The sequence below is a fragment of the Pseudomonas fragi genome (assembly GCF_002269505.1).
GTDB lineage: Bacteria > Pseudomonadota > Gammaproteobacteria > Pseudomonadales > Pseudomonadaceae > Aquipseudomonas > Aquipseudomonas fragi_D.
The window spans coordinates 62,983-88,946 of sequence record NZ_NQKQ01000003.1 but is presented as its reverse complement, the minus strand read 5'-3'; the positions used below and the strand labels follow the sequence as shown (position 1 = coordinate 88,946).

General features: G+C 59.8%; 18 protein-coding genes. 13 read left to right on the top strand and 5 right to left on the bottom strand.

Going from position 1 to position 25,964, the window contains the following annotated elements; all coding sequences use genetic code 11:
- Nucleotides 1-4: 4 nt before the first annotated feature.
- Nucleotides 5-2,383: a TonB-dependent receptor gene (locus CJU81_RS04255; RefSeq protein WP_095035624.1), complete on the bottom strand. Its 2,379-nt coding sequence runs from the start codon at nt 2,381-2,383 to the stop codon at nt 5-7.
- A 187-nt stretch (nt 2,384-2,570) separates the two neighbouring features.
- On the opposite strand from CJU81_RS04255, the gene CJU81_RS04250 reads away from it, so the two are divergent.
- The 4 genes from CJU81_RS04250 (at nt 2,571) to CJU81_RS04235 (ending at nt 6,262) form a co-directional block, all read left to right on the top strand.
- On the top strand, nt 2,571-3,281 hold the full coding sequence (locus CJU81_RS04250; protein ID WP_095035623.1) for a response regulator: 711 nt from the start codon (nt 2,571-2,573) through the stop codon (nt 3,279-3,281).
- Nucleotides 3,278-4,666, top strand: coding sequence for an ATP-binding protein (locus CJU81_RS04245; protein WP_095035622.1), 1,389 nt, complete (start codon nt 3,278-3,280; stop codon nt 4,664-4,666). The genes CJU81_RS04250 and CJU81_RS04245 overlap by 4 nt, the downstream gene beginning before the upstream one ends.
- A gap of 127 nt (nt 4,667-4,793) precedes the next feature.
- On the top strand, nt 4,794-5,495 hold the full coding sequence (locus CJU81_RS04240; RefSeq protein WP_095035621.1) for a cyclase family protein: 702 nt from the start codon (nt 4,794-4,796) through the stop codon (nt 5,493-5,495).
- A gap of 95 nt (nt 5,496-5,590) precedes the next feature.
- A complete protein-coding gene (locus CJU81_RS04235; RefSeq protein WP_231386332.1) occupies nt 5,591-6,262 on the top strand; it encodes a GntR family transcriptional regulator in 672 nt (223 codons plus the stop codon).
- A 219-nt stretch (nt 6,263-6,481) separates the two neighbouring features.
- Here the strand turns inward: CJU81_RS04235 and CJU81_RS04230 are convergent, their stop codons facing one another.
- Entirely contained in the window at nt 6,482-6,907 is a 426-nt protein-coding gene (locus CJU81_RS04230) for a hypothetical protein (RefSeq protein ID WP_176464795.1), read from the bottom strand.
- A gap of 311 nt (nt 6,908-7,218) precedes the next feature.
- Here CJU81_RS04230 and CJU81_RS04225 point away from each other — a divergent pair, with 311 nt between their 5' ends.
- The 7 genes from CJU81_RS04225 to CJU81_RS04195 all read left to right on the top strand — a co-directional run bounded on the left by CJU81_RS04225 (nt 7,219) and on the right by CJU81_RS04195 (nt 14,006).
- Entirely contained in the window at nt 7,219-8,037 is an 819-nt protein-coding gene (locus CJU81_RS04225; RefSeq protein ID WP_095035620.1) for an ABC transporter substrate-binding protein, read from the top strand.
- Nucleotides 8,038-8,047: 10 nt separating this feature from the next.
- Entirely contained in the window at nt 8,048-9,817 is a 1,770-nt protein-coding gene (gene lhpI, locus CJU81_RS04220) for a cis-3-hydroxy-L-proline dehydratase (protein ID WP_095035619.1), read from the top strand.
- Complete coding sequence (locus CJU81_RS04215; RefSeq protein WP_088377487.1) at nt 9,810-10,475, top strand: amino acid ABC transporter permease; 666 nt, start codon at nt 9,810-9,812, stop codon at nt 10,473-10,475. The genes lhpI and CJU81_RS04215 overlap by 8 nt, the downstream gene beginning before the upstream one ends.
- A gap of 10 nt (nt 10,476-10,485) precedes the next feature.
- Nucleotides 10,486-11,136 (top strand): amino acid ABC transporter permease, encoded by a 651-nt coding sequence (locus tag CJU81_RS04210; protein ID WP_095035618.1) that lies wholly within the window; start codon nt 10,486-10,488, stop codon nt 11,134-11,136.
- Nucleotides 11,129-11,851, top strand: coding sequence for an amino acid ABC transporter ATP-binding protein (locus CJU81_RS04205; RefSeq protein WP_095035617.1), 723 nt, complete (start codon nt 11,129-11,131; stop codon nt 11,849-11,851). The genes CJU81_RS04210 and CJU81_RS04205 overlap by 8 nt, the downstream gene beginning before the upstream one ends.
- A gap of 9 nt (nt 11,852-11,860) precedes the next feature.
- On the top strand, nt 11,861-12,892 hold the full coding sequence (locus CJU81_RS04200) for a trans-3-hydroxy-L-proline dehydratase (protein WP_095035616.1): 1,032 nt from the start codon (nt 11,861-11,863) through the stop codon (nt 12,890-12,892).
- A 196-nt stretch (nt 12,893-13,088) separates the two neighbouring features.
- The gene (locus CJU81_RS04195) at nt 13,089-14,006 is read left to right on the top strand and encodes a dihydrodipicolinate synthase family protein (protein WP_095029416.1); all 918 of its coding nucleotides are present in this window, start codon (nt 13,089-13,091) and stop codon (nt 14,004-14,006) included.
- 162 nt (nt 14,007-14,168) lie between these two features.
- Here CJU81_RS04195 and CJU81_RS04190 read toward each other — a convergent pair whose 3' ends face one another.
- From CJU81_RS04190 to CJU81_RS04180, 3 genes are all read right to left on the bottom strand, one after another.
- Nucleotides 14,169-15,179 carry an Ldh family oxidoreductase gene (locus CJU81_RS04190; protein WP_095035615.1) on the bottom strand — a complete coding sequence of 337 codons (1,011 nt, stop codon included), beginning with the start codon at nt 15,177-15,179 and terminating at the stop codon, nt 14,169-14,171.
- Between the two features lie 70 nt (nt 15,180-15,249).
- Nucleotides 15,250-17,367, bottom strand: a complete 2,118-nt coding sequence (mtlD, locus tag CJU81_RS04185) for a bifunctional mannitol-1-phosphate dehydrogenase/phosphatase (protein ID WP_095035614.1) — start codon at nt 17,365-17,367, stop codon at nt 15,250-15,252.
- Nucleotides 17,368-17,892: 525 nt separating this feature from the next.
- Nucleotides 17,893-20,646: an RHS repeat domain-containing protein gene (locus tag CJU81_RS04180; RefSeq protein ID WP_254924768.1), complete on the bottom strand. Its 2,754-nt coding sequence runs from the start codon at nt 20,644-20,646 to the stop codon at nt 17,893-17,895.
- A gap of 267 nt (nt 20,647-20,913) precedes the next feature.
- Here CJU81_RS04180 and CJU81_RS04175 point away from each other — a divergent pair, with 267 nt between their 5' ends.
- Nucleotides 20,914-23,097, top strand: a complete 2,184-nt coding sequence (locus tag CJU81_RS04175) for a TonB-dependent siderophore receptor (RefSeq protein ID WP_095035612.1) — start codon at nt 20,914-20,916, stop codon at nt 23,095-23,097.
- Nucleotides 23,098-23,281: 184 nt separating this feature from the next.
- Nucleotides 23,282-25,927, top strand: a complete 2,646-nt coding sequence (locus CJU81_RS04170; protein WP_254924767.1) for a Tc toxin subunit A — start codon at nt 23,282-23,284, stop codon at nt 25,925-25,927.
- The last annotated feature ends 37 nt before the right edge of the window (nt 25,928-25,964 follow it).

Here is a 25,964-nt window from a genome sequence, read left to right as displayed (position 1 = left end):
GCGGTCAGAAGTCATAGTCGATGCTCGCCGTCAGCGTGCGCCCGGCCCCCGGTACGCCATACAGCTGGAAGCCATCGAGGGAAGCACCGATGCGGCTGAAGTAGAAGGTGTTGAACAGGTTGTCGACGTTGACGTGGACGGTGGTCTGAGGATTGACCTGGTACTGCGCGGCCAGGTAATGCACCCAGTAGCCGGGGGCTTTTTCCTTGTCTTGCGTGTAGATCGCCAGCACCCCGGACGGGCCGTCGGAGTAACTGCTGTTGTTGTTCAGGCCACCGACATACTTGTTGTCGGTATAACGCCGGCGCCCTACATAGTTGGCGCCGTAGCTCAGGCTCAAGTCGTCGGTAAAGGCGTAGGTGGTCCACAGGTTGGCGGTCAGATCGGGGACGTTCTTGGCCTCCGCGCCTTTGTTGACGCCCTTGGTCTGCTCGCTTTTCAGTGCCGAGAAGCCGCTGTAGGCCGTCCAGCGATTGGTCAGGTTGCCCTGCAGGCCCAGTTCTACGCCATCAACGCGCTTGGCAGGCAAGGCACGCACCGGCGACGCTTCGCCCTCGGTGTACTCCCAGGAGTTGACCAGCTCGGTGCGAAACACCGCCGCCGTGACGCTGATGCCCTTGTCCAGCAAGTCCCATTTGGTGCCCAACTCGTAAGTCTTGGACTTGGCCGGGGTGTAGCGGCTGGTGCTGGCGGCGCCATAGATCTGGTTGTTGGTAGAGGCACCGATGGCCGAAGGCTGGGTCGACTCACTGTACGAGGCGTAGATCGTGCCGTTGGGTTGTGGCTTGAACACGATCCCGGCACGGCCGCTCCAGGCGCCCGAGGTGTCCTTGACATCGTCCTGGCCGCGCTGGGTGGTCTCGGCGCTCCAGTGGTCGTAGCGTAGCGAGCCCATGACCTGCCACCACGGGTTGAGGGTCAGGGTGTCGCCAAAAAACAGCCCGGCGTTGTCGATGCTTGAACGCGGCTCGCCCACGCCCTTGGTGGTGTATTCCACGGCAAAGTCATGTTGCGGGTTGGCCATGTCGAAAAACATGTTGGCCGCCGGTACCTTGGCATTGCGCTCCAGGCCACCGTAGGTTTCGTGGTACACATCCAGCCCTGTCACGGCCTTGTGGCTGATGGAACCGGTATCGAAAGCAAAGCTCAGGTCGGTCTGGTTATCGAGGATGGTATAGCGTTTTGACAGGCCGAAATCGCTGCCGCGCAGAATGCCGTAGGCGGTGCTGCCAGTATTGCTGTAGTCGCTGTAAACCTTGACCCCGTTGACCGTCGACGCCGGGCCGACGCCCACATAGCCGAGGGTGGCGCAGCGGCTGCCGGTGCAGGTTTTCGCCCCGTCGGCACTGGCGGCGTTGAAGCGCGCCGGTGACAGCACCGAGAAGTTATCGGTGCGCTGCCAGCGCAGCTGGTTGGTCAGCAGCGCGCCGTTGTCAAAGTCGTGCTCCAGGCGTCCGGTCAACGAGGTGGTTTCAGTCTGCTGGGTGTACAGGCTGGAATCGCCGTACCAGTTGCTGCGCTTTACGCCGGGCATGCGCTTGCCGTCGGTGCCGCGCAAGATCGGCAGGCCGCCGTCCGGGGTGTTGTCATCCTTCTGATAGAAAAAATCGACAAAGGCCCGGGTCGGCGTCGACAGCCCCAAGGCCAGGGAGGTGGCAATGCCCCAGCGGTCGTAATCCACCTCATCACGCTCGGCCACCTGACTCTGGTGCTTCATCAGGTTGACACGCAGAGCGCTGGTGTCGTTCAGCTCGTGGTTGATATCGGCGGTCAGGCGTTTGTAACCATCACTACCGACCCCGGCAGAGACCCGATTGGCGTCCCCAAGATGGGCCTCCTTGCTCACCAGATTGACGCTGCCGCCCACCGCCGAAATGCCCGACTCGATGGCGCCGGTGCCCTTGAACACCTCGGCCTGTTGCAGGTTGAACATGTCGTTGCGGCTGGACATGCCCGCGTCGCGCACGCCATCGACCGTCAGGCTCTGCTCGGACGAAAAACCGCGAATGGAAAACAGGTCACCCCAGCCCAGGTTGCCCTCCCCCGACATAAAGGTGATACCCGGCACATTGCGCAGAATGTCCTGCAGGCTTTGCGCGTTCTGCTCCTTGAGCACCTGCTGCGGCACGATGGTGATGCTTTGCGGGGCATCGAGCAGCGGGGTCATGACCTTGCGCGATGACACTTCATCAACCTTGAACGGCGAGTCATAAGTCCCCTCGACGTTCGACGCAGGCAGTGTCAGCACATCGTTTGCCGGCTGCGCCGCCTCGCTGGCCGGGCTGAAAACCCCCAGGGCCAGCAGGCTGATCACCGGTGCAAGGGTACCGTTCAATGCACAAGGGGTATTGCGAACTACTGCCGCATCGGGTGACGATGACATCGGGCCTTCCTTAATTACAATGACTCGCATTTAGATTCGCCATTCTAAAGAGCGTCATTGCCGCGGATGGTCCGACTTTGTATTGCTGCTGCACGAATCCGGCGCCTACAACATTTCATTACATTTCGTTTGGCTCCACCCCGTTAAATCCGCTATTGCTGCGAGCCCCAAGGCGTACCCGAAGCCCATGTCCAAGCAAGACCATGTACTCATCGTCGATGACGACCCTGAAATCCGCCAGTTGCTGGCCGACTACCTGCGCGACGCCGGCTACCAGACTTCCACCGCCTGCGACGGCAAGGAAATGCGCCGGCGCCTGGAACTGAACGTGATCGACCTGATCGTGCTCGACCTGATGCTCCCCGGCGAAGACGGCCTGAGCCTGTGCCGAACCCTGCGCGCCAGCTCCAATATCCCGGTGATCATGCTCACCGCACGCGCCAGCCTGATCGACCGCATCGTCGGCCTGGAGATCGGCGCCGATGACTACCTGCCCAAGCCCTTTGATCCGCGTGAATTGCTGGTGCGCATCAAGGTGGTGTTGCGTCGGGCGCAGAGTTTCCCTGAGCGCGCCCGTGTCGATGAGGCGCCCTTTGTCCGCTTCGATCAGTGGCGCCTCGACACCCGCGCCCGCCAGGTGCTGTCCGCCGAAGGCCTGGTAATCACCTTGGGCAACTCCGACTACCGCGTGCTGCGCCTGCTGTTGCAGCACCCGAACCGGCCGTTGAGCCGGGACTTTTTGCTCAACCATGTGTTCGACAAGGACAGCACGCCCTTCGACCGCTCCATTGATGTGTGCGTCAGCCGTTTGCGTCAGCAACTGGCCCCCGGCCTGATCAAGACCGTACGCAATGAAGGCTACATGCTCACTTGCGCCTGCGTGACGAGCGAATCATGACGCTGTTGCCGCGTACCCTCTACGGGCGGCTGGTGGTGATCCTGATCACGGGCATGCTCGCCGCCCAGGTGCTGACCAGCAGCATCTGGTATGACGTACGCCACAGTCAGGTCCTGGAAATCCCCACGCGCCTGATTGCCAGCCGCCTGGCCGATATCGTGCGGGTTGCCCGCACTGATCCGCAGCACATCGAGCTTTTTTTGCACAACCTCAGCACCCCGGCCTTCAACCTCGAACTGCGCAACGCCGCCGATATGCAGCGCGGCACACTGCCCCTCCAGGACCAGGCCACTGAATCGCTGCTGCGCAGCCTGGTCGATGAAAAAACCGCGTCGCGCACGGCCCTGAACCTGCTCAACCTCACCCTGCTCGACAGCCAGGGGCACAAGGCCGGGGTGGATACCCTGTTCGGTTCCAGCCCGGCCGCCGGGCAATTTACCCTTGAGCTGCGCCTGGCCGACGGCCGTTGGCTGCACGTGCAAGCCACCGAGGATCAGGGCTGGACCAGCATGGCGCCGGCCGATGTGCTGCTCGATTACTTTTTGCGCATCTATCTGGTGCGCATCATCGTGGTGGCAATCATCGTATTGCTCGCGGTACGCCTGGCCGTTCGTCCGCTCAATCAACTGGCGCAAGCCGCGCAGGCACTGGGCCAGGATATCCGCCGCCAACCACTGTCGATTAAAGGGCCGCTGGAAGTGCAGCGTGCGGCCCAGGCATTCAACCTGATGCAGCAGCGCCTGCTGGCCAGTCTGGCTGAGCGCACGCGCTTTCTGGCGGCCGTGTCCCATGACCTGCGCTCGCCTATCACGCGCCTGCGGCTGCGTGCCGAAATGCTCGACAACGAAGCACTCAAAGAGCGCTTTCGCAAGGACTTGAGCGATATGGAGGGACTGGTTGCTACCACCCTGGACTTTGTCAGCAGCGGCGAAATCAACGAGCCGCGCCAGAACATCGATATCAACGCCCTGCTGCAAAGCCTGCAAGCCGATCTGGAAGATATCGGCGCACCTGTCAGCCTCAGCGGTCACGCTACCCGGCCCTTCTCGGGCTATGCCCGCAGCCTGAAACGCTGCGTGCAGAACCTGCTGGAAAATGCCCTGCGCTATGCCCGGGACGTACAGGTGATTGTCGACGAACAGCCCGGCGTGCTGGTCATCACGGTCAGGGACAGCGGCCCGGGAATTGCACCCGGGCAACTGACCCAGGTGCTGGAACCGTTCTACCGGCTGGAGTCATCGCGTAACAGCAGCACGGGGGGCTACGGTCTGGGGCTAAGCATCGCCCACACCGTCGCGGCCGCCCATGGCGGTACACTGCAACTGCACAACCGGCCCGAAGGCGGACTGGATGCCGTGCTCAAACTGAACACGGCAGTTGATTGAGGTGCATACGGCACCGGGCAATATTGAACAGCGCCGCCGAGTGCTCATATCAGGTCTCAATTGCGCGGTGCCTGATCATCTATTTTTTTGGCACCATGCCGGGAACATCCTGAACAGGAAATCAAGCATGCGAAACATCCAGTTTGATCGAATTGTCGACCTCAGCCATCTGATTACCCCCGACATCCCGGTTTGGCCCAATGACCCTCCTGTGAGGTTTACCCCTCAAGCCTCACTTCCAGCAGACGGCTATTACCTGCGCAGCTTCAGCCTGGGTGAACACAGCGCCACCCATATGAATGCTCCCAACAGCTTTTTTGCGAGCGCAATCGGAATAGACGGCTACGCGCCTGAAGCGCTTGTGCGGCCTGCAGTGGTCATTGATGTTCAAACCAGGGTCCAGGACAACCCCGACTACGTTATCAGCCTTGAGGATATCGAGCGTTGGGAGGTTGTGCACGGCCCCGTGCAGAGCGGCTCTGTGGTGCTTTTCCATACGGGCTGGCAATCACGCTGGTCAGAGCCTGCACGCTATATCAATGCCGATGACCGGGGCCTGCACTTCCCGGGGGTCGGTGCCGCGGCGAGCGATTTTTTACTTGAACAGCGCGCTATCGCGGGGGTTGGCATCGATACCCACGGCGTTGATCCGGGCCAGGAAACATCCTTCGCCTGCAATAAGCGGGTGCTCGGGCGCGAAGGTATTATCCTCGAATGCCTCGCCAACCTCGACCGGCTGCCGCCAACCGGAATTACCCTGGTAATCGGTGTGCTGCGCTTGCAGGCGGGCTCAGGCTCACCTGTCAGTGTGCTGGCATTCGTAGGCTGATGCGAGCCGGATAACAAACCCCAGCACTATTGGCACAAGGCTTGCCGTCTAAATTTCGTATACCATATATCTTTCACCAGCGAACGATGACCACCGTGGCCCACCCAAAACTCAATGCTCCCGACCTGGGCAATTCACCTTCCACGTCGGAAATCATCACCCTGCATTTGCGCGATGCCATTGTCGCCGGGCATTTCGCTGAAGACGAACCGATTCGCCAGGATGATATCGCCCGCCAGTTCAATGTCAGCAAGATCCCCGTGCGCGAAGCCCTCAAGCGGCTTGAAGCTGAAGGGCTGGTGATGTTCCAGCGCAACCGCGGCGCGATGGTCACGCGCATTTCCGAGGCAGAACTGGCGCAGATGTTCGAAGTGCGCATGCTCCTTGAAGACAAGCTGCTGCGCCTGGCCATTCCCAACATGACCGCAGACACCTTTGCCCGGGCCGAGCGCATTTGCCAGGAGTTTGTCGGCGAAGATGATGTGGGCCGTTGGGCCGAGCTCAACTGGGAACTGCACGCCTGCCTGTATGAGCCTGCGCAGCGGCCATTCATGATCAGCCTGATCCGCTCGGTCAATGACAAGCTGGAACGCTACCTGCGCATGCAAATGAGCCTGTCGGCAGGCAAACACCGCGCCGACCACGAACACCGGGAAATCCTTGACGCCTGCCGCGCCGGCGACGTGGAACTGGCCGTCAAATTGCTGGATGAGCATATTGCCGGTGTCTGCAAGACCCTGTTCGAGCATTTGCCACAAAGCCATTGAGCCTGTACAGAACGCATTAGCTTGTAGTCGCTGAGGAGCGCAGCGAGGCTGCGATCGGTTTGGTGCACCACTGCGACACAGCAGTCGTGAAATCGGTGAATGTGTTGCGCCAGGTACATCCGGGGCTCAGGGTTTACGACCGCTTCGCGATCGATCGCAGCCTCGCTGCGCTCCTCAGCAACTACACCGTTTCACGTCATCCGCTTCGCGATTTTTGCCTCACTCCTCCAGCGAATACACCGTAATGCACAGGTCGACTCCCAATGACTGCATACGCAGCAGGGTATCGATCGGAATCGGGTGGCTGACGTAACCGGGTGTCACACCGCTGTTGTAACCAATATCCAGGGTCTTTTTTGTACAGGCTCGCCACAGCGGCTGGAGTGCTTGTGGCAATTGCTCAACGACATCAAGCAAGGCCTTGATGCTTTCATCAGGCGTGGAGTAACTCCCTTGCGGGCCAAAGGCTTCAAAAACCGAATGATAGAGATCGCCGTCAGCCTGACTGTCATGCAGGCAACTGATTGAGACATCGGGTAGATCCTCGGGCGCCATCGCTTGTGCCAAGGGTGCCAGGTCAACGGGGGCCGTCAGCATCAGGTCTGTATTGATGTAGTACACCCCGTTTACATCATCGATAGGCATGGCGTTCACTCTCCCAGGAAAAGTACCCCGCCCATACTGCCCGCAAGGCATAGCATTGCAAATACCGCCAAAAAGCCAGCAAGTGTTCCTTTGTGGGGCATTTCCCACAGCAATGCTCCCTTCTGTAACACCCCCCTGCTACCCCACACCCCCTCTGAACCCAGAGTGCCATCACGCAAGCCCGTAAACACCTCACTCGCTCACTTATTGCGACCGTGTAGGAAAAATCGGCATACGACTTGCTAAACAAATATCGTATACGAAATCCAAAGAACGTTATTCAACAGCACTTCAACGACTCCGAGGCTTCCATGAAAAACCCCGTATTTGCCGTAGCCCTCAGCGCTGTTCTCAGTACCTCCTTTATCGCCACGGCCCAGGCCGACAAGCTCGACGACATTATCGGTTCGGGCAAGCTGCGCTGCGCCGTCACCCTGGACTTCCCGCCCATGGGCTCCCGCGACGAGGCCAATAAGCCCGTCGGCTTCGATGTGGACTACTGCAACGACCTGGCAAAAGTGCTCGGCGTCGATGCTGAAATCGTGGAAACGCCCTTCCCTGACCGGATTCCGGCACTGGTCTCCGGGCGTGCCGATGTCATTGTGGCCTCCACTTCCGACACGCTTGAACGCGCCAAGACCGTTGGCCTGAGCATCCCTTACTTCGCCTTCCAGATGGTCGTACTGACCCGCGACAACACCGGCATCAACAGCTTCGACGACCTCAAGGGCAAGGCGCTGGGCAACACCAGCGGCACCTATGAAGCCATCGCCCTGGAAAAAGACGTGAAAAACTGGGGCAGCGGCTCGTTCCGTGCCTATCAGTCGCAAAACGACACCCTGCTGGCCGTCGCCCAAGGCCATATCGAAGCCACCGTGGTGACCAATACCGTGGCCGCAGCTACCCTTAAACCAGGCAAGTACAAAAACCTCAAGGTCGCCGGTAACGCGCCTTACGTGGTTGATTACGTGTCCCTTGGCGCCAAGCGCAACGAGTACGGCCTGCTCAACTACCTCAACCTGTTTGTTAACCAGCAAGTACGCACCGGACGCTACAAGGAGCTGTGGACCAAATGGGTCGGGACCGAGATTCCACCGGCTGATCTGACCGTACCTCACGTCTACTACTGAGGTATCCAGCATGTCCGGGACTCGTTCTCTTGCAGGTCGCAGCCTGGTCGATGGCGCTGCCTTCGCCCCGTTGCTGTACGCCGATGTCGGCCTGAGTTTCTGGGGCGGCGTCGACCCGTTCAGCGGCGAGGTGATCGACCGCCATCACCCGCTCAGCGGGCAGTGCCTGGCGGGTCGCGTACTGGCGATTCCCAGCGGGCGTGGCTCCTGCACCGGCAGCAGTGTGCTGATGGAACTGATCAGCAATGGCCATGCCCCCGCTGCGCTGGTGCTGGCTGAAGCCGACGAGATTCTGACCCTTGGCGTGCTGGTCGCCCAGACCCTGTTCCAGCGCTCCCTGCCGGTGCTGTGCATCGGCAAGGAAGCCTTTGGCCAATTGCACGGCAAGGCGTTCGCCAGGGTCGATGGCACACATCTGAGCCTCTACGATGCAGCGCCTGACTATACTGCGCCACCACGCCACGACACCCCGGCGGCAGACACACACGCCTCGGTCGAACTGAGCGAACATGACCGCGCACTGCTCGCTGGCAGTTACGGCAAGGCCGCACAGGTTGCGATGCAGATCGTGTTGCGCATGGCCCACCTGCAAGGTGCCACGCAGCTGGTTGACATTACCCAGGCCCATATCGACGGCTGCATCTATACCGGGCCGGCAAGTCTGCGCTTTGCGCAGCAACTGGTGGCATGGGGCGCCAGGGTACGGGTGCCCACCACGCTCAATTCAATTTCCGTTGACCAGCGCCGCTGGCGCGAACTGGGTATCGACCCGGCACTTGGCGTCCCTGCCAGTGACCTGGGCGATGCTTATATGGCCATGGGTGCACAACTGAGCTTCACCTGTGCCCCTTATCTGCTCGACAGTGCGCCCAAGGCGGGCGAGCAAATTGTCTGGGCCGAATCCAACGCGGTGGTTTACGCCAACAGCGTGCTCGGCGCACGCACACTCAAGTACCCCGACTATCTGGATATCTGCATAGCCCTCACGGGTCGGGCACCGCTGATTGGCTGCCATCTGGAGGACCAGCGCAAGGCCCGCCTGCAAATCGAGCTGCCAACCCTGGGCAACCTTGATGACGCGTTTTACCCCCTGCTGGGCTATCACATCGGCGCTTTGGCCGGCAGCCGGATCCCGTTGGTGATGGGGCTCAAGCAACAGCATCCGGACCTGGACGACCTCAAGGCATTCGGCGCCGCCTTTGCCACCACCAGCGCCGCGCCCCTGTTTCATATCGCCGGTGTCACCCCCGAAGCCCTCGACCCGGCTCAGGTGCTCGATGGCCCGCTGCCGGTGCTCAAGGTCAGCCTTGAAGACTTGCTGCTCAGCTGGCACGAACTCAACAGCGCCCGCGACCCGAAAGTCGATGTGGTGTCATTGGGCAACCCGCACTTTTCCCTCAGCGAGTTCGCCCATCTGGCGCGCCTGTGCCAGGGCCGCAAGCGGCACCCTGATGTGGTGCTGGCGATTACCTGTGGCCGTGTCGTGCTGGAACAGGCCCGTACCGCCGGGCATGTCGGGGTGATCGAAGCCTTCGGCGCCGTGATCGTCAGCGACACCTGCTGGTGCATGCTCGGTGAGCCGGTGATTCCTCCGGCGGCCAGAAACCTGATGACCAACTCGGGCAAATACGCCCATTACGCCCCCGGCCTGGTGGGCCGCACAGTTCACTTCGCCAGCCTCAGCGAGTGTGTGGATGCGGCGTGCAGCGCCACGGCCAGCGGGCGCTTGCCACAGTGGCTGCAACCCGCTGCCTCACTGGAGAACGCAACCCATGTTTGACTACACCTTCCAATGGCGCTCAGCCCTGCGCGCCTTGCCGGACATGCTCGCCGGTGCCCTGGTGACCTTCGAGACCGCGGCATTGTCGATGATCTTCGGCGTCTTGATCGCCCTCGCCCTGACAGTGATGCGCGAAAGCAAAAACCCGCTGCTGCGCGGCACCGGCAATGCCTGGGTGTCCATCGCCCGCAATACGCCTTCGCTGTTCCAGATCTATGTCCTGTACTTCGGCCTGGGGTCCCTTGGCCTGCATGTCAGCTCCTGGATTGCCCTGCTGGCCGGGATCACGTTCAACAACGCCGGCTATCTGGCGGAGAACTTTCGTGGTGGCCTCAAGGCCGTGCCCGACACCCAGATACGCGCCGCCCGCTCGCTGGGCATGAGCGCCTTCCAGACCTACCGCATGATCGTCGTCCCGCAGTTGCTGCGCATCGTGTTCTACCCGCTGACCAACCAGATGGTCTGGGCGGTGCTGATGACTTCGCTGGGGGTGATCGTGGGGCTCAACAACGACCTGACCGGCGTGACCCAGGACTACAACGTCAAAACGTTCCGCACCTTTGAATACTTCGCCATTGCCGCGGTGCTGTATTACCTGATTGCCAAGGCGATCGTTGCAGTAGCCCGGCTGATGGCCTGGCGACTGTTTCGTTACTGAGGACTAGCCCATGTTTTCCACCAGTTTTACCTGGAACGATTTTCTGTTTTTGCTGCAGGGGGCATGGGTCACCCTGCAACTGACCAGTTGGGCGATTTTGCTCGGCACCGTTGCCGGCCTGCTGTTCGGCCTGCTGCGCGCCTTGCTGCCACGGGCCAGCCTGCCGCTGGCGTGGGTGCTGGATGTGTTTCGCAGCGTACCCTTGCTGATCCAGTTCGTGCTGTTCAACTCGCTCAAGAGCATCGTCGGCCTGAACATCAGCGCCTTCAGCGTCGGCTGCATCGTGCTGGGGGTCTACGCCGCCGCCTATTTCACCGAGATCGTGCGCAGCGGTGTGCTCGCCGTGCCATTTACCACACGCCGTGCCAGTCGCTCCCTGGGCCTGAGCTACCTGCAGGACCTGCGCTATATCGTGCTGCCCATCGCCATGCGCGTAGCCTTCCCCGGCTGGCTCAACCTGGTGCTCAGCGTGATGAAAGACACCGCGCTGGTGATGTGGATCGGCATCGTCGAACTGCTGCGCGCCTCGCAAACCATCGTCACCCGCATCCAGGAACCGATGCTGGTGCTGTGCATTGCGGGCCTTATCTATTACGTCATGAGCCTGGTGGTTGCGCGCCTTGGTGCTCGCCTGGAAAAAAGGTGGCAAGAAAATGATTGAGATCGACAACGTCTACAAATCCTTCGGCGACCTTGAGGTGGTCAAGGGCGTCAGCCTGACGGTGAACAAGGGCGAAGTGGTTTCGATTATCGGCGGCTCCGGCTCCGGCAAGTCGACCCTGCTGATGTGCATCAACGGCCTGGAACCGATCCAGAAAGGTCATATCCGCGTCGACGGCATCGAAGTCCATGACCGCGCCACCGACCTCAACCACCTGCGGCAGAAGATCGGCATCGTGTTCCAGCAATGGAACGCCTTCCCCCACCTGACCGTGCTCGAAAACGTGATGCTGGCACCGCGCAAAGTCCTGGGTAAAAGCAAAGCCGAAGCCGAGGCGCTGGCAGTGCAGCAACTGACCCATGTGGGCCTGGGCGACAAGCTCAAGACCTTCCCCGGCAAATTGTCCGGCGGCCAGCAACAGCGCATGGCCATTGCCCGCGCCCTGGCCATGTCACCGGACTACATGCTGTTCGACGAGGCCACCTCGGCCCTCGATCCGCAACTGGTGGGTGAGGTACTGGACACCATGCGCATGCTTGCTGAAGACGGCATGACCATGGTTCTGGTGACCCATGAAATCCGCTTCGCGCGGGATGTTTCCGACCGCGTGGCGTTTTTTCGCAACGGCCTGGTGCACGAAATCGGCTCCCCCGATCAAGTCATCGGCAACCCTGTGCACGCGGAAACCGCGGCCTTTCTCAAGTCGGTCAAATAGGAGCAGAGCATGCGTTCATCGAAAATCATCCATGTGGTCAGTTGTCACGCCGAGGGCGAAGTCGGTGACGTGATCGTCGGCGGCGTGGCACCGCCACCGGGTGCCACGGTGTGGGAGCAGTCGCGCTGGATCGCCAGGGATGAAACCCTGCGCAACTTCGTGCTCAACGAACCTCGCGGCGGCGTGTTCCGCCACGTCAATCTGCTGGTGCCGGCCAAGGACCCGCGGGCGCAAATGGCCTGGATCATCATGGAGCCGGCCGACACCCCGCCCATGTCGGGGTCCAATTCGATATGCGTGTCCACGGTGTTGCTCGACAGCGGCATTTTGCCGATGACCGAGCCGCAAACCCGGCTGGTGCTCGAAGCCCCCGGCGGCCTGATCGAGGCGGTGGCCGACTGTCGAGACGGCAAGGTGCAACGGGTCGAGATCAAAAACGTGCCCTCCTTCGCCGACCGCCTGGACGCCTGGATCGAGGTCGAAGGCCTGGGCTCGCTCAAAGTTGACACGGCCTATGGCGGTGACAGCTTCGTGCTCGCCGATGCCAAGGAGCTGGGCTTTTCGATCAGCCCGGATGAAGCCAGAGATATCGTTGAAATCGGCCTGAAAATCACCCGTGCCGCCAACGAGCAACTGGGTTTTGTGCACCCGCTGAACCCGGACTGGTCGCATATTTCCTTCTGCCAGATTGCTGCACCCGTGCAATACGAGAATGGGGTGGCCAGTGGCGCCAACGCGGTGGTGATCCGTCCGGGCAAGATCGACCGCTCGCCCTGTGGCACCGGCTGCTCGGCACGCATGGCAGTGTTGCAGGCCAAGGGCGTGCTCAAGGTGGGCGAGCGCTTTATTGGCCGTTCGATCATCGGTTCCGAATTCCATTGCCGTATCGATTCCATGACCGAAGTGGCCGGGCGCACGGCCATTTACCCGTGCATATCCGGGCGGGCCTGGATCACCGGCACGCACCAGTTGCTGCTCGACCCGAGCGATCCGTGGCCCCAGGGCTATCGCCTGTCGGATACCTGGCCGGGTGCAAACTGACTTTTCGCAAACAACCGAAAACCACGCACCCCTTGTAGTCGCTTCCGAGGAACGATGGCTGCGAGCCCTTGGCACACGAAGCAGCAAGATCGAAAGCTCGCAGCCATCGTTCCTCGGCAACGACTACGGATACAGCCAATTTTCTTTAGAAAAAAACGTATACGAAATACGTTTTAAACAACCGGAGGCAACAAACATGAGCAAGCGCATCAACTGGAGTGGCGTCTTCCCTGCGGTGACCACTCAATTCAACGATGACTTCAGCATCAATCTGGACAAGACCCACCAGGTGATTTCCAACGTGATCCGCGACGGTGTTTCAGGCCTGGTGGTCTGCGGTTCCGTGGGGGAAAACACCTCGCTGAGCGCCGAAGAGAAAATTGCCGTAACCGAAGTGGCAGTGGACGCCTCCCGCGGCCGGGTGCCGGTCATTTGCGGCGTGGCCGAATTCACCAGCGTGCAGGCGGCCAAAGTGGCCAATGCGGTACGCAAGGTCGGCGTGGATGGCGTGATGCTGATGCCGGCACTGGTTTATGGCTCCAAACCCTTCGAGACTGCCGAGCACTATCGCTATGTGGCGAAAAATGCCGACGTGCCGCTGATGGTCTACAACAACCCGCCGATCTACAAAAACGACGTCACCCCCGACATCCTGATTTCCCTGGCTGACTGCGACAACGTGGTGTGTTTCAAAGATTCATCCGGGGATACCCGGCGCTTTATCGATATCCGCAATCAAGTCGGTGACCGCTTTGTGCTGTTTGCCGGGCTCGACGACGTGGTTCTGGAAAGCCTCGCCGTGGGCGCCGAAGGCTGGGTCTCGGGGATGTCCAACGTATTCCCCAAGGAGGGCGAAACCATCTTCCGCCTGGCCAAGGCCGGACGCTTCGCTGAAGCCATGCCGATCTATGAGTGGCTGATGCCGATCCTGCATCTGGACGCCCGCGCCGACCTGGTGCAGTGCATCAAGCTGTGCGAAGCGATTGCCGGTCGCGGCAGCGCCCTGACCCGCCCGCCGCGCCTGGCCCTGCCTCGCGAGGATCGTGAGTTTGTCGAGCAGATCATGGCCAGGGCCCTGGCCAACCGCCCCCACTTGCCTGACGTCGGTCTTTGATCGACTGCCCACTGTAGCCGCTATAGAGATTGCGAAAACAGGGGATTCACCCCCATGTGGGAGCGGGCTTGCTCGCGATGGAATCGCTACGGTGTTTCAGTTAAACCGCGGCGCTGCCATCGCGAGCAAGCCCGCTCCCACAACAAGCGCCAGCCCGCACACCTATCCCTTCAGCAACGCCTGCAAGTCATTGAACAGGGCTAGCGGAATCTGTACCCCCTCCACCTCGCTGCGCGCCCGCGCCTCATACCTGCGCTGGGACGGCAACCGCGCGCCCTGCCCTTCGATACCGGCAAACAATACTTCGGCACGGGCCAGATGCTCTTCGGTCGCTGCACCCAGAAAGCGCTGCGGATCAAACGCGATGATCAACTCGCCATGATACGGCGACGATTTGCTCCCCGCGTCCCAGGCCAGGGATTCGGCACTGGTCAAATCGCCGATCAAGGGCCCGGCGATCAATTCAACCATCGCTGCCAGCGCCGAACCTTTATGCCCGCCAAACGTTAGCATCGCGCCACTGTCGAGCACCACATTGGCATCGGTGCTGGGTTGCCCTTGCGCATCAACCCCCCAGCCCTCAGGAATAGCCTTGCCTGCCCGGCGATGCAATTCGATATCACCACGGGCAATGGCACTGGTGGCAAAGTCAAATACAAACGGGTCGCGCCCAGGCCGTGGCCAGCCAAAGGCAATGGGGTTGGTGCCAAACACCGGCTCGCTGCCCCCCGCCGGCGCCACCCAGGCATGGCTCGGATTGCAGGCCAGCGCCACCAGCCCCGCCGCGGTCAGTTGCTCGATCTCCACCCACAATGCCGAAAAATGCACACAGTGGTTGATTGCCAGCGCCGCAATACCGTTGGCCCGGGTTTTTTCCTGCAATAAGGGCAAACCCGCCTGAAACGCCAATTGAGAAAAACCGCCCGCCGCATCCACACGCACAATCGACGGCGCCTGGTCGATCACTCGCGGCACGGCATCGGCCGAAACCTTGCCCGCGCGCAGTGAATTGACACAGCCCAGTACCCGATACAAACCGTGGGACGCGCAGCCATCGCGCTCCCCGGCCAGTACCGTGGCACTCACCGCACGGGCATGGTCCAGGTTGAAACCGTTGTGCAACAAGATCGATTCGGCCAGCTCATAAGCCTGGGCCAGGGTCAGTCGTTTCATGGTCAGCTCCTTGAACAGACCTTCCAGACTGAACCATCCAGGGGCTCAGAGCTTGATCGGTTCAGTCTGCTTACATGACGAATTCAGCACAGAGCGGGCCATGGAAATGGCTGCTCACAGACGCGATCAACGCGGCATCTTTCACCGGATCCAACCCCGGATACGGCTGGCCGTTGTAGTTGCCGGTCCAGGTCAGCACCGCTTCGATGCTGCCACTGTCCTGATACACACGGCGCATCTGCTGGCACTCCAGATCCTTGCTGTCGGCTGTGCGCAGTGCATAGTGCAATGCCAGCGCGGTGCCGAACTCCAGGGCACTGCTGTCAATGCCGTGCTTTCTGGCCAGGTCGATACTGCGAAAAATCCGCTCGTTGCGCTGCAGTTTGCGTAGCGGATCTCGCCCGACACGGGCACAAGGGTCCTTGAAGGAGGTCGCGCAACGCTGCAGAAAGGTGGTTGAAAACGCTGCCACGGCATCCGCCATATGCGGGTTTTCAGCCACCAGTGCCGGGCCGACGGCCTCGCCGATCAAGCGCTGCGCCAGCTCATTGACCCGCGGATCGCCCATGCCCTGGCCAAGCCACGAGTACCCCAACAGGCTGGCGTACCAGGCAATGATCGCGTGCGGACCATTCCACAGCAGGTTCTTGATCACCTGGGTCTGGGTGATGTCGTCCACCGTCTTCACCTGACGCAAGCGCTCAAGCAAATTGCTGCAGCGCTGGGAATACAGGGGCATGTCCGGCTCGCTGTTGAACAGGATCAGGTGCAGCTGGCTCAAGGCGTTGCTCGACTGGGCAAAAGGTCGAAAGCGGCTGATCAACCGCTCGTACTCGGGCACTGGGGTGCGCGGTACGGCCCGAGGGGCGTCGGACTCGTCGTTCAGGCTGTTCTGAAACATCTTCGACTTGATCCGCAACTGGCGCACCAATGCTTCATTGGACAGCTTGGAGACGATGCGACTGACCACCGTCTCAACAAAATGGCTGTTGTCCAGAATCTTGCGACACAGCTCGGGCGAGACCAGCAGTTCCAGTTGCGCCTGCACCTGGCGGCTCACAAAGTCCGCACCGCCGACCTTGTTCAGCACAATCAGAATGGTCAGCTCACGCCCCCGGCGCTCGTAGCGGCGGATCAAGCCCCGGGCAATCACCCCGGCCTGCTTGCGAATGGCGGTTTCGGGCAGGCTCAGGCCGACGATTTCCGCCACGTCGTACATGCGGATCACCGCTTCGGCGTCATCCATATCGATCATGCGCAGGTTATCGATGGTCTGGTCGAAGGACGTGGCGCTGTAGCGCACACTGAAGCGGCCAAACGCCTGAATGGTCTCGCGCAGCATGCGTGAGCGGGTCGCGGCGATGATCTCGCAAGGTCTGGTGTAGCCATCCCAGTGGGAGAAAATCTGCGTCAGGTAGCCACCACCCATTGCGCCAAAGCCATGAATACCGGCGCTGAACTGATTAAGGGTGGGCGGAAAACTCTCGGTCAGCGCAGGGGTGCCGAGATCGGGCATGCATTCGTTGAGGTCACCCAAAAACCCGTGCATGCCGGTGTAGGCCTTGAGGGCACAGGCCGCGACTTCAGGTGCCGGGGGCTTGATGTCTTCGATCAGGATCGGCTGGCCGCCGGCACGAATGGCTGACAACAAACCGTTTTGCGAATCTTCCAGCATCAGGCAATGCTCTGGCAGGCAATTGAGCGCGCTGGCCGCCTTGAGAAAGATTTCGGGGTGGGGCTTGCCCTGGTCCACTTCATCGCCGCACACAGTGACGTCGAAGTACTTGAGCACATTGGCGTTGATCAGGTACTCCTCGGCGATGGCGCGGCGGCTCGACGTGGCTACGGCCATGGTCAGGCCGTACTTGCGCAAGCGCTCCAGCACTTCGAGCAGGCCATCCTTGATCGGCACGCCGTGATTGCGTACATAGGCAAGCTCCAGCTCATCGGCACGCTGGCGAACCTGGGCATAGGGGAAGTCATCGCCGTGATTGGCCCTGGCCAGTGCCTCGGCTTTTTTGGCACTCAGGCCCAATGAGCCGATCAGTGTTTCTTCACTCAGCGGCGTGCCGTAAATTTCCTCGGCGGCCTGCTTGAGCGTCTTGAAGCGCAAGCGCTCGGTGTCAAACATGGTGCCATCCATATCGAAGATGGCACTGAAAATTCTTTTACCCTGAAAATAAATCATCAACACAGCTCCTTGTAGCGCGAGCGATTATTGGCTGCCCGCGGAAACGCTCTGGATCAAAAACGTGGTTTCAAATACAAATTCCAGGCAGCAGAACGCACCAATGACAGCGGGGCGTGAGTGCACCGGAACGGCTGGTGGTCAGAAAGAGTCAGGCGGAGGGACGTAACAATGGCGCCAGTTGGCGCAGCTGCCCGAGAAACAGGGTCTCAGGTGGGGAAAAGCGAAGTCTGCGAGATGGCGGGAAACAAACCCTGTGACTGCACGAATGCAGCATTTGACGTGAGGCCCACAGCTTGCAATCAGGGATGCGAAGTGTGAGCCCAACTGGCGATTGATACGTGTGATTCCATCCATAAGGGCGTTGTAATTTCCTGTAATACTACGAGTGACCTTTTTAGCTATACCCCATGCAACATGTCTAGATCAAGGTTTTATTCAGATCGCAGGGTGCAGGGATTACAGGATTTTTCTGTCTGTGATTAAGCCCCACTGAGTCAGTTCGAGGTCTCATTGAGCCACGCATCAGCGTAATCCAGGACGGGGCAAATGTGGCAACACTGCCCGCTTGACCGCTCGCCATACAGCATGTGCGGCACGTGAGAGTGGATGACGGCTCATCCGTCTCAAGTCTCGCTCTACCTCCTTGCGTAAATCCTTTTTGTAAAGTGAATCCTGGGACTTGCTTCGAGGCAGAGGAGCCGGCTCGACATGCACTGCAATGATGTCGACATCCAGCCCTTTACGGACATCATGAACTTCTCGCCTTTCAATGCCGGTGGCCCGCAGGCCGAATGCATTCATGATTTTCTGGGTAGACCGACCATTACCTTCACTGGCCAGAAAACGCTCCAGCATTCCATCCTGCTCGTTGGTGGCGCGTAGCGCCTCTTTATTGATCACGTCCCAGCGCACAATGACTTTCGGGAGGACGCCGAAAAAATTGTTCTGTCTTGAAACCTGTTCATATTGATGCCAGGTCACATCCGTCGCGTTGGGACCCTCGCCGGGGGCACGGAAGTTTTCCATCATTCTCCAACGCCCCGGCAAATACTCATTTTTGAAACGATATGCTCCAGGTACAAGAGGCGCCGTATAGACTGATTCAACTGTATGGGTGCGATACACCTTGTGAGACAGGCCACTCACAACAGACGCCTGGCGAGCTGACGCCGCATGCTCATCAATGTCCCGGCGCCGGAACGAATGCGCGCTTTGCTGATAACCCGAACTCATTGCGCCGGGAGCATACTCCGAGTAGTCGTCATCATTTTCTTGCGACTGCCTGCCATGGCTATCGCGCAAGCTCACTGGATTGTTCCTGACCATGCAAAATAGATTCAGCCCGTCAATGACTCCAGCGGGATCTGGGTTAATCCAGCGCTGCAACCACGGTGCGTAGTAGCGATAGCCATAGTAATACAAGCCTGTGGCATCGAGTTCCTTGCCTGAATGTCGAATGGTCTTGAATGTGGCTTCAATCGCACTTCTGGCCGCCCACCAGGCCGTGGCGCCATAAGGGTAATAACCCTCCTGACTGAGCAACGCAGCCTGCTCGTCCAGTTCCAGTGTGCTACTGCCAGTCATGTCCGACACGCTGAAGCGCAGTTGCTCATCGTCTATTTTCGCTGGCCGACCCTTCTCCCATTGCAGCACCCTGACGGTGCTGCGACCCGTTTCGACCGACAGCACCGTGAGCCATTGCCCGCTGGCGTGGTCGCGGCGCAGTTCAAGCCCCGGCAGGTACACGACTTCACGGGTATGGATCTGGCTTTTGGCCTTGCTCAACCTGCGTTTGAGTGCGCGTTGCCCGGCCCCATCGTAGGTGTAGGTTTCCTCATCGGGGTCACCGTCCTCGCGCCGCACCTGGGTCACCTGCGTCAGCTGGTTGCGCAAGTTCCAGCTCATCGCCTGCCCCGCAGCCAGGGTTTGCTGATTGCCGCACGGATCGAAGCCTTCTGCCAGTACCGGCCCGCTCCCCGGTATCTCCAGCAGGCTGTGGTTGCTTCGGGCCGCCACCCTCATGCGCCGGGTATAGCCCGGGCCTGCGGAGGGTACGTGCTGCATCTGCAACAAATTGCCCGCGGTATCGTAGTGATAATGACGGGTGTAATTACCCCAGATGGCGTTTTGCGTTGTGCCGAACAGGACTACACCCGGCAAGTCTGCCCCGTGCAGGTTCTGAGTGTTCTCGCGGCCGGTGGCCTTGACCAGTTGATACAGCGTGTCGTACCCAAACCGGCTGACGGCATCGATTCTGGCGTTACTGAACCAGACGCTCGGTTGGGCCGCGTCATGAATACGAGTCACATTGCCGATGCGGTCATAGCCGTAGGCAAGGTCTTGCAGCACGCTGTCCATTTTCTGCGATCGATAGACCTGGAGCCGCTGTAAACGGCCATCGCGCTCATTGTAGCTGGACAAGGTGACGGTGCCGTTTCCGGCGCGCTCGGAGGTTAACTTGCCCTGCGCGTTATAAACCCTGTGCTCCACCAGCACTTTGCGTATACCACTGCGCAATTGCAGTTCCATCCGGGACAACTTGCCGTCTACGGCGTATTGAGAAAACCGCCTGTTGCCTTTGGCATCAACCTGCTCCAGCAAGGCACCCACCGCGTTGTAGTGCCAGGCAGTGGTGAATGACTCCGACTCCAGCAACCGTTCGCGTTCTTTTTCAGGTTTGGGCCAGGAGAGCAAGGATTGGGCCTTTACCATACGCCGGGACTGCCCCGTGATGGCACCATTAAGCCCATAATGCTCGTAGCTCACACGGCCTGCAGGGTCTTCATGACGCACAAGCCGACCGCAACAATTAAGCGCCGCGTGTTCGAGTGTCGCTTCGGCATACGTCAAATACTCGACGCAGCGTTCCGAGCTTTCGTTGTGCGTCTGCTCGTATACTGCAACCGGCCTGAGCATAGGGTCGTATTCATGGCGTTGTCGCCCGCCGCGACCGTCCCAGTATTGAACCGGCTGACCGGCGCACCCCAATAGCGATACACGCCATCCGGCGTCGACACTGCCTGTGTGCAACACCTGCCCGCAAAGGCTGTAACGATGGCTCAGATTGGGTTTTACCCGAGCATCTGTCACCCGCAGCGCATGCAGGCGCGGATCCCACTGTTGCTGCAAGAACCCTGTGGCGCCGAACACATTTCGCGTCACCCGGGCGACAGGTTCATCCTCAGCACTCAAGCGGTGGTAAGCCACCGCGCGCACATTGGCCCCTCTGGGGTCGAGTGCCGTGAGTGAAGGGGTGTGTCGATGCAAGGAAGGCATAGGTTTGACCTGATTGGCACAATGTTCCTCCTGGCAGATTAATCCAATGAGCCGGTTTCGTCGGCAGTACTTATATGTCTTCGTTTGACTGAATAACCCTCTTCTCATTCATGGCGACCAACCCTGATAGTCCAACGGTTGACGGGCGCTCCGTCAGTGACAAATTGAGCACGCGCAGATAGATTGCCAGCCCGCAGTCACCTGTATGATGACGCACTTGAGAAACAGGCTCGGGTCTCAAGCCTGCCCATCGTTCAGGAGCTGTGCATGAACATGCTTTACCGGACTTTCAACGAGGGAGAGTCCGCCCCGCGATTCACTCTCAGTTTGCTCAGCCTCGGCCTGCTGCTGGGCAGCGCCATGCCTGCGGCACACGCAGCCAAAACCGAACTGCCCGCCACCGCCGTGACCGCCCGGGACAATAGTGCCTACCAGGCCGACAACGCCTGGATAGGTGGTTTCGAGGCGGCGCCCTTGCTCGATACTCCGGCCGCCATTTCAGTGTTTACCGATGCGCTGATTGAAGACCAGCAAGCCCGCCTGCTCAGCGATGTGTTGAAAAACGACGCATCGGTCGGTGAAAGCTATGCGCCAGTCGGCTACTACGAAAATTTTGTCGTGCGCGGCTTTTCGCTGAACTCGGCCAGCAGCTACAAGATCAATGGCCGCACCATCACCGGCGAGCAGAACGTTGGCCTGGAAAACAAGCAGCAGGTAGAGCTGCTCAAGGGCCTTTCAGGCCTGCAAAGCGGCGTCTCCGAGCCCGGTGGCGCGGTCAATTACGTGACCAAGCGGGCAGCCGATGTGCGCTCTGTCACGGTGTCTACCGACGATCGCGGTAGCGGTTACATCGCCACCGATGTGGGCGGCTGGTTCGGCAGCGAACAGCAGTTCGGCCTGCGGGCCAACGTTGCCCATGAAGACATCCACTCTTACGTCGAACACGCCAATGGCCAGCGCGATTTTGCTTCTGTGGCATTCGACTGGAACATCAGCCCCGACGCACTGCTGCAACTGGATGTGGAGTATCAGAACAAAGAGCAACGCTCGGTACCGGGTTATCAACTGCTCGGCGGCAGCGAGTTGCCGCACCACGCTTCGCCGAAAAAACTGCTGGCCCACCAGAGCGGCTCAAAACCGGTGACCATTGATTCGCTGAATATCAACGGCAACTTCGAGTACCGCTTCAGCGACAACTGGAAAGGCAGCCTCAGCGCCTCGCGCAGCAAGGTGGTGATCGACGACTACAGCTCATTTGCCTGGGGCGGCTGCACGGTCGGCTGTGTGGCTCCCAATGTCGGCAACTACTTCACCCCCGAGGGTGGGTACGACATCTACGACTTCCGCAGCCCGGACGATACCCGGCGTAATAATGAGGTACAGGCAGCGCTCAGCGGCCGCTTTGATACCGGTGCTATAGGCCATGAGCTGACGCTGGGCAGCAGTGCATTCCGGCGCGTGGTGAATAATCGTGATGCGATCAATCATGGGCTCGGCAGTGGCAATATCGACAGCGAGCCTGAAAACCTCGAGCGCTACAACGGCGCCCTCAACGACAGCCATCGCCGCCTGGACAGCCGCCAGTACGGGGTGTTTTTCAATGACCTGATCAGCTTCAACGAGCAATGGCAGACCCTGATCGGCGGGCGCGAAGTGCGTCTGGATGAAAAGACCTTCGACAATCAGGGCGACACCACCCGCCACACCCAACGCTATGAATTCCTGCCCCAGGCCGCACTGATCTACAAGCCGGTGCAAAACATGACGTTGTATACCCGCTACAGCAAAGGCCTGTCCCTGGGTGGCACAGCGCCGTGGTTTGCCAGCAATAAATTTGACATCCTGCCACCCACCGTGTCGCGGCAGATCGAGGCCGGGATCAAATACGACTGGCAGCGCCTCAGCCTGAGCGCCACGCTGTTCCAGATCCGCCAGGCGTACCAGTATGCTCGCCCCGAAAATGGCGAGTTCACTTACGTACAACAGGGCCAGCAGAAAAACACCGGCATTGAGCTGGCGGCCAACGGTCAGGCAACTGATCGTCTGCAGATCGCCGCCAGTGTCGCGGCCATACGCGCCCGGGTCACCGGCAGCGGTACCCCGGAATACGAAGGCCACCAGGCCATCAATGTGCCGACCCTGCGCGCCAGCCTCTATGGCGACTACGCCCTGCCCTGGGTCGATGGCCTGGCCCTGCTCGGCGGCGTGCAGTACAGCGGCAAGAAGTACGCCAGCCAGGTGGGTTCGGTACAGGCCGACGCCTACGCAATATTCAATATCGGCAGCCGCTACAGCACCCGTATCGAGGGTTACGACACAGTGTTTCGCCTGACCGTCGACAACCTGTTCGACAAGCGCTACTGGCGCGATGTGGGCGAATATATGGGCGACAACTATGTCTTCCAGGGGGCGCCGCTGACGGCAAGGTTAAGTGCCTCGATCAACTTTTGATCATGCAGCAGCGCGGGGGCATGTAGTCCCCTGCCTTCACCCCGCAGCATAAAAAGCCTGCGTCCGAGACACGCGCAGGCATCTCATTCAGCGACAATTCCCAAGCTTTTCGGCGCTTTCGGCTGGCCGAGAAATCACGCCGGGCAATGCTAATTTTCTGCACGCGCAGTGGATCACCCACTGCGTGAACAGGAGTTTTAACATGCCAACGGACACCCCCTCTCCCCACTCAGGCCCCACCTGGACAGACCTGTTCAAGGACAACCTGAATGCCTGCTGCGAGCCTGCTGCCCTGGCCGCAGTCGACTCTCCCGCTACCTACCTGCAGGCGCTCTACAGCTTTGCCCTGGAGGTGGAGAAAACCGGCAAAGGTACCCAGGATAAAATTACCCTCGAACAACGACGACCGACACTCAAGAACCTGGTGGTGGACGCTGAAAGCACTACCCGCCAGTTGCCCCTGCTGACGCTGATCAATGAAGCCCTGCAAGCACCTGTCGAAGTTTATCTGAACAAGAACCGCCCGCTTTATGGCGAGCGTACGGCCCATCAGGTGCTAGCCTATCTGCGCTACCCCTTTGAACTGCCTTTTGACCTTGCCCATCGACAATGCGTATTGGGACTGGCAGGCAACAAACCCGGGCTGGGTGAATTGAACTACCGCATCAGCCTCAAGTTGCCCTGCAGCGCGCAGGCAGAGAGCAAATACGGCATCGTGCATCAGGGTGTTCATGTCGCACAGTCCCTGCTCACCCTGCTCACCCTGCTCAGCCCGGCGCAGCAAGACCTGCTGACCGATAACAGCGACTGGAAAGTTACCGGCACCGAGCTTGAGGACCTTTACAAAAAGCATTATGGCGACAGCAAGCCGATCACTGAGCAACAACAGTTTATGCGGCATACCGGCCTGACCACACAGCAGTTGCATGAGCTGCTAGCCCAGGGCAGTTTCCGGCCCGGCCGGTCCAAAAACGTAATGCCCAATGCAACCCAGAGGGCAAGGGACAGCAATGTGGGTGCGCGCTTTATCAATGATGTCGAATCCAACGGACAACAGCCTTCCATGGGGCTCGGTACCGATGCATCCGGGCAAAACCACCTGCAAAACACCACCGCGCAACGTCAAGACCGGCTACAAAGGATGATCCGCCTGCAGCGCTGGCTCGATATGCCTTTCGCTGATCTGGACACCCTGCTCTACAGCATCATGGGCTGCGAAGGCCGCCCGACCACCGAGCCGATCACTATCAACGAAAATAGCTTGCGGGCACTGGGAGTCTTTCGCTATCTGAACCGCCGGTATGGTCTCAAATCGCAAATCTTTTCAGCATGGCTGTACCAGATACCTGTCCATGGATCGGGGCAGGCACCGTCTCTGTTCGATCAGGTATTCAACCCCGCACACGGGCTCGATCCGGTCCTGGCTCTCGACAACCAGCCGCTTGACCTCAAAATCACAGAGCCCACCCTGTATCGGGTCTGCGGGGCATTGGGGCTTGAAGATACGCCACAGTCTTTGGGACTGCTCAAAACCCGCACGCAACAGCATTTCACCTCTCCCCGCAGGGATACCAGAACATTTTCCAGCTTTTATCGCCAGGCAACACTGCCGGCCCTGTTCGGCCTGTCCGTCATGGACTGCGATCATCTGTGCCAACTGCTGGGCGGCAAGGTTTACCGTCAGTACCTGGTCAAACCGAGATTACGCAAATCCGGCAGAAACGAGCCGACGGATTTTCTCGATGTTCTGATGCATCTGGACTGGGCTGTCACCTGGCTCAAGGACAGCGGCATAAGCGTTCAGCAGTTACGCCAGCAACTGTTGACGGATGACCTGCCTCTATCCGCGCCCTTGCAACAAAGGATCGGACAGCTCGACAAAGTATTACAAAGCATGCCCCGGTACTTGCTGAACCAGGCCGCGATCGACGGTCTGCACTTGCCACAACCCGATGAGCCTCTTGCGTTCGCCTGGAACGTGCTGCTGGCCAAAGCGCTGCTGAAAGCAGAACCCCTGCTGCCAGAGCAACCGAACACCGATAATCTGGCAAAGAGCGTGGAAACCCTGGTCGATGAGAAAGTGACCATGAGCCAGGATATCGAGCGCGACAAAGCGCTCAAGGCCACGGTCAAAGAGAGGCTCAAGACACAGTTGTCGGCGGCCTACTCGCAACTGCGTCCTTTGAGGGAGGAAATAGAACAGCTGCTCAAGGAGACCTCTCTGGCCGGTGAGGCGGCACATCTGTTGAGCTTGATATTCCGACAGGTATCGCGGGCTTTCGCCAATGCGCTTGGCAGCAAAATGCCCCGTGACAACCTCAAACACCTGCTGCTGTTGTTTCCCGGCATCGAGGCCGAACTGCAACTACCCCTCAACCGCGAGGCCCTGCTGGTCTTTCTGCTCAACCCTCTCTGGCTTGACGCCGAGCTCTCGGAAGGCTCAACCCTCAAGTTGACGCTTGGCACCCTGTACCTGATTCAGCGATTCAACCAATTCAGTCAGCTCTATGAGGTCAGCCACGCTGCGCTCCTCAATTATCTGGAACTGGCCAATCGCCCGCCCGCGGACAGTGGCCCCTCGCCAATCCACGAGCAACTGGCCCGGATGATGGGCTGGATTCCCGACGAGATAGAGCGGTTGATATCGCATCTGCCAAATAATGCAGTGCGCTCCATGGCCGGACTGGACTGGCTGATGCGCTGCCATGACACCGCCCGGATAACAGGCCTTTCAGCAGAAATATTGCTGATGGCCACCGGTTTAACGGCCACCTCCAGCTCCGATAACTGGCAAAAAGTCGCCAGCGCCGTCCTTGCCACCCACCCTTAACATGAGTGTAGCGCCCACTGCGCCATCGAAGGAATGA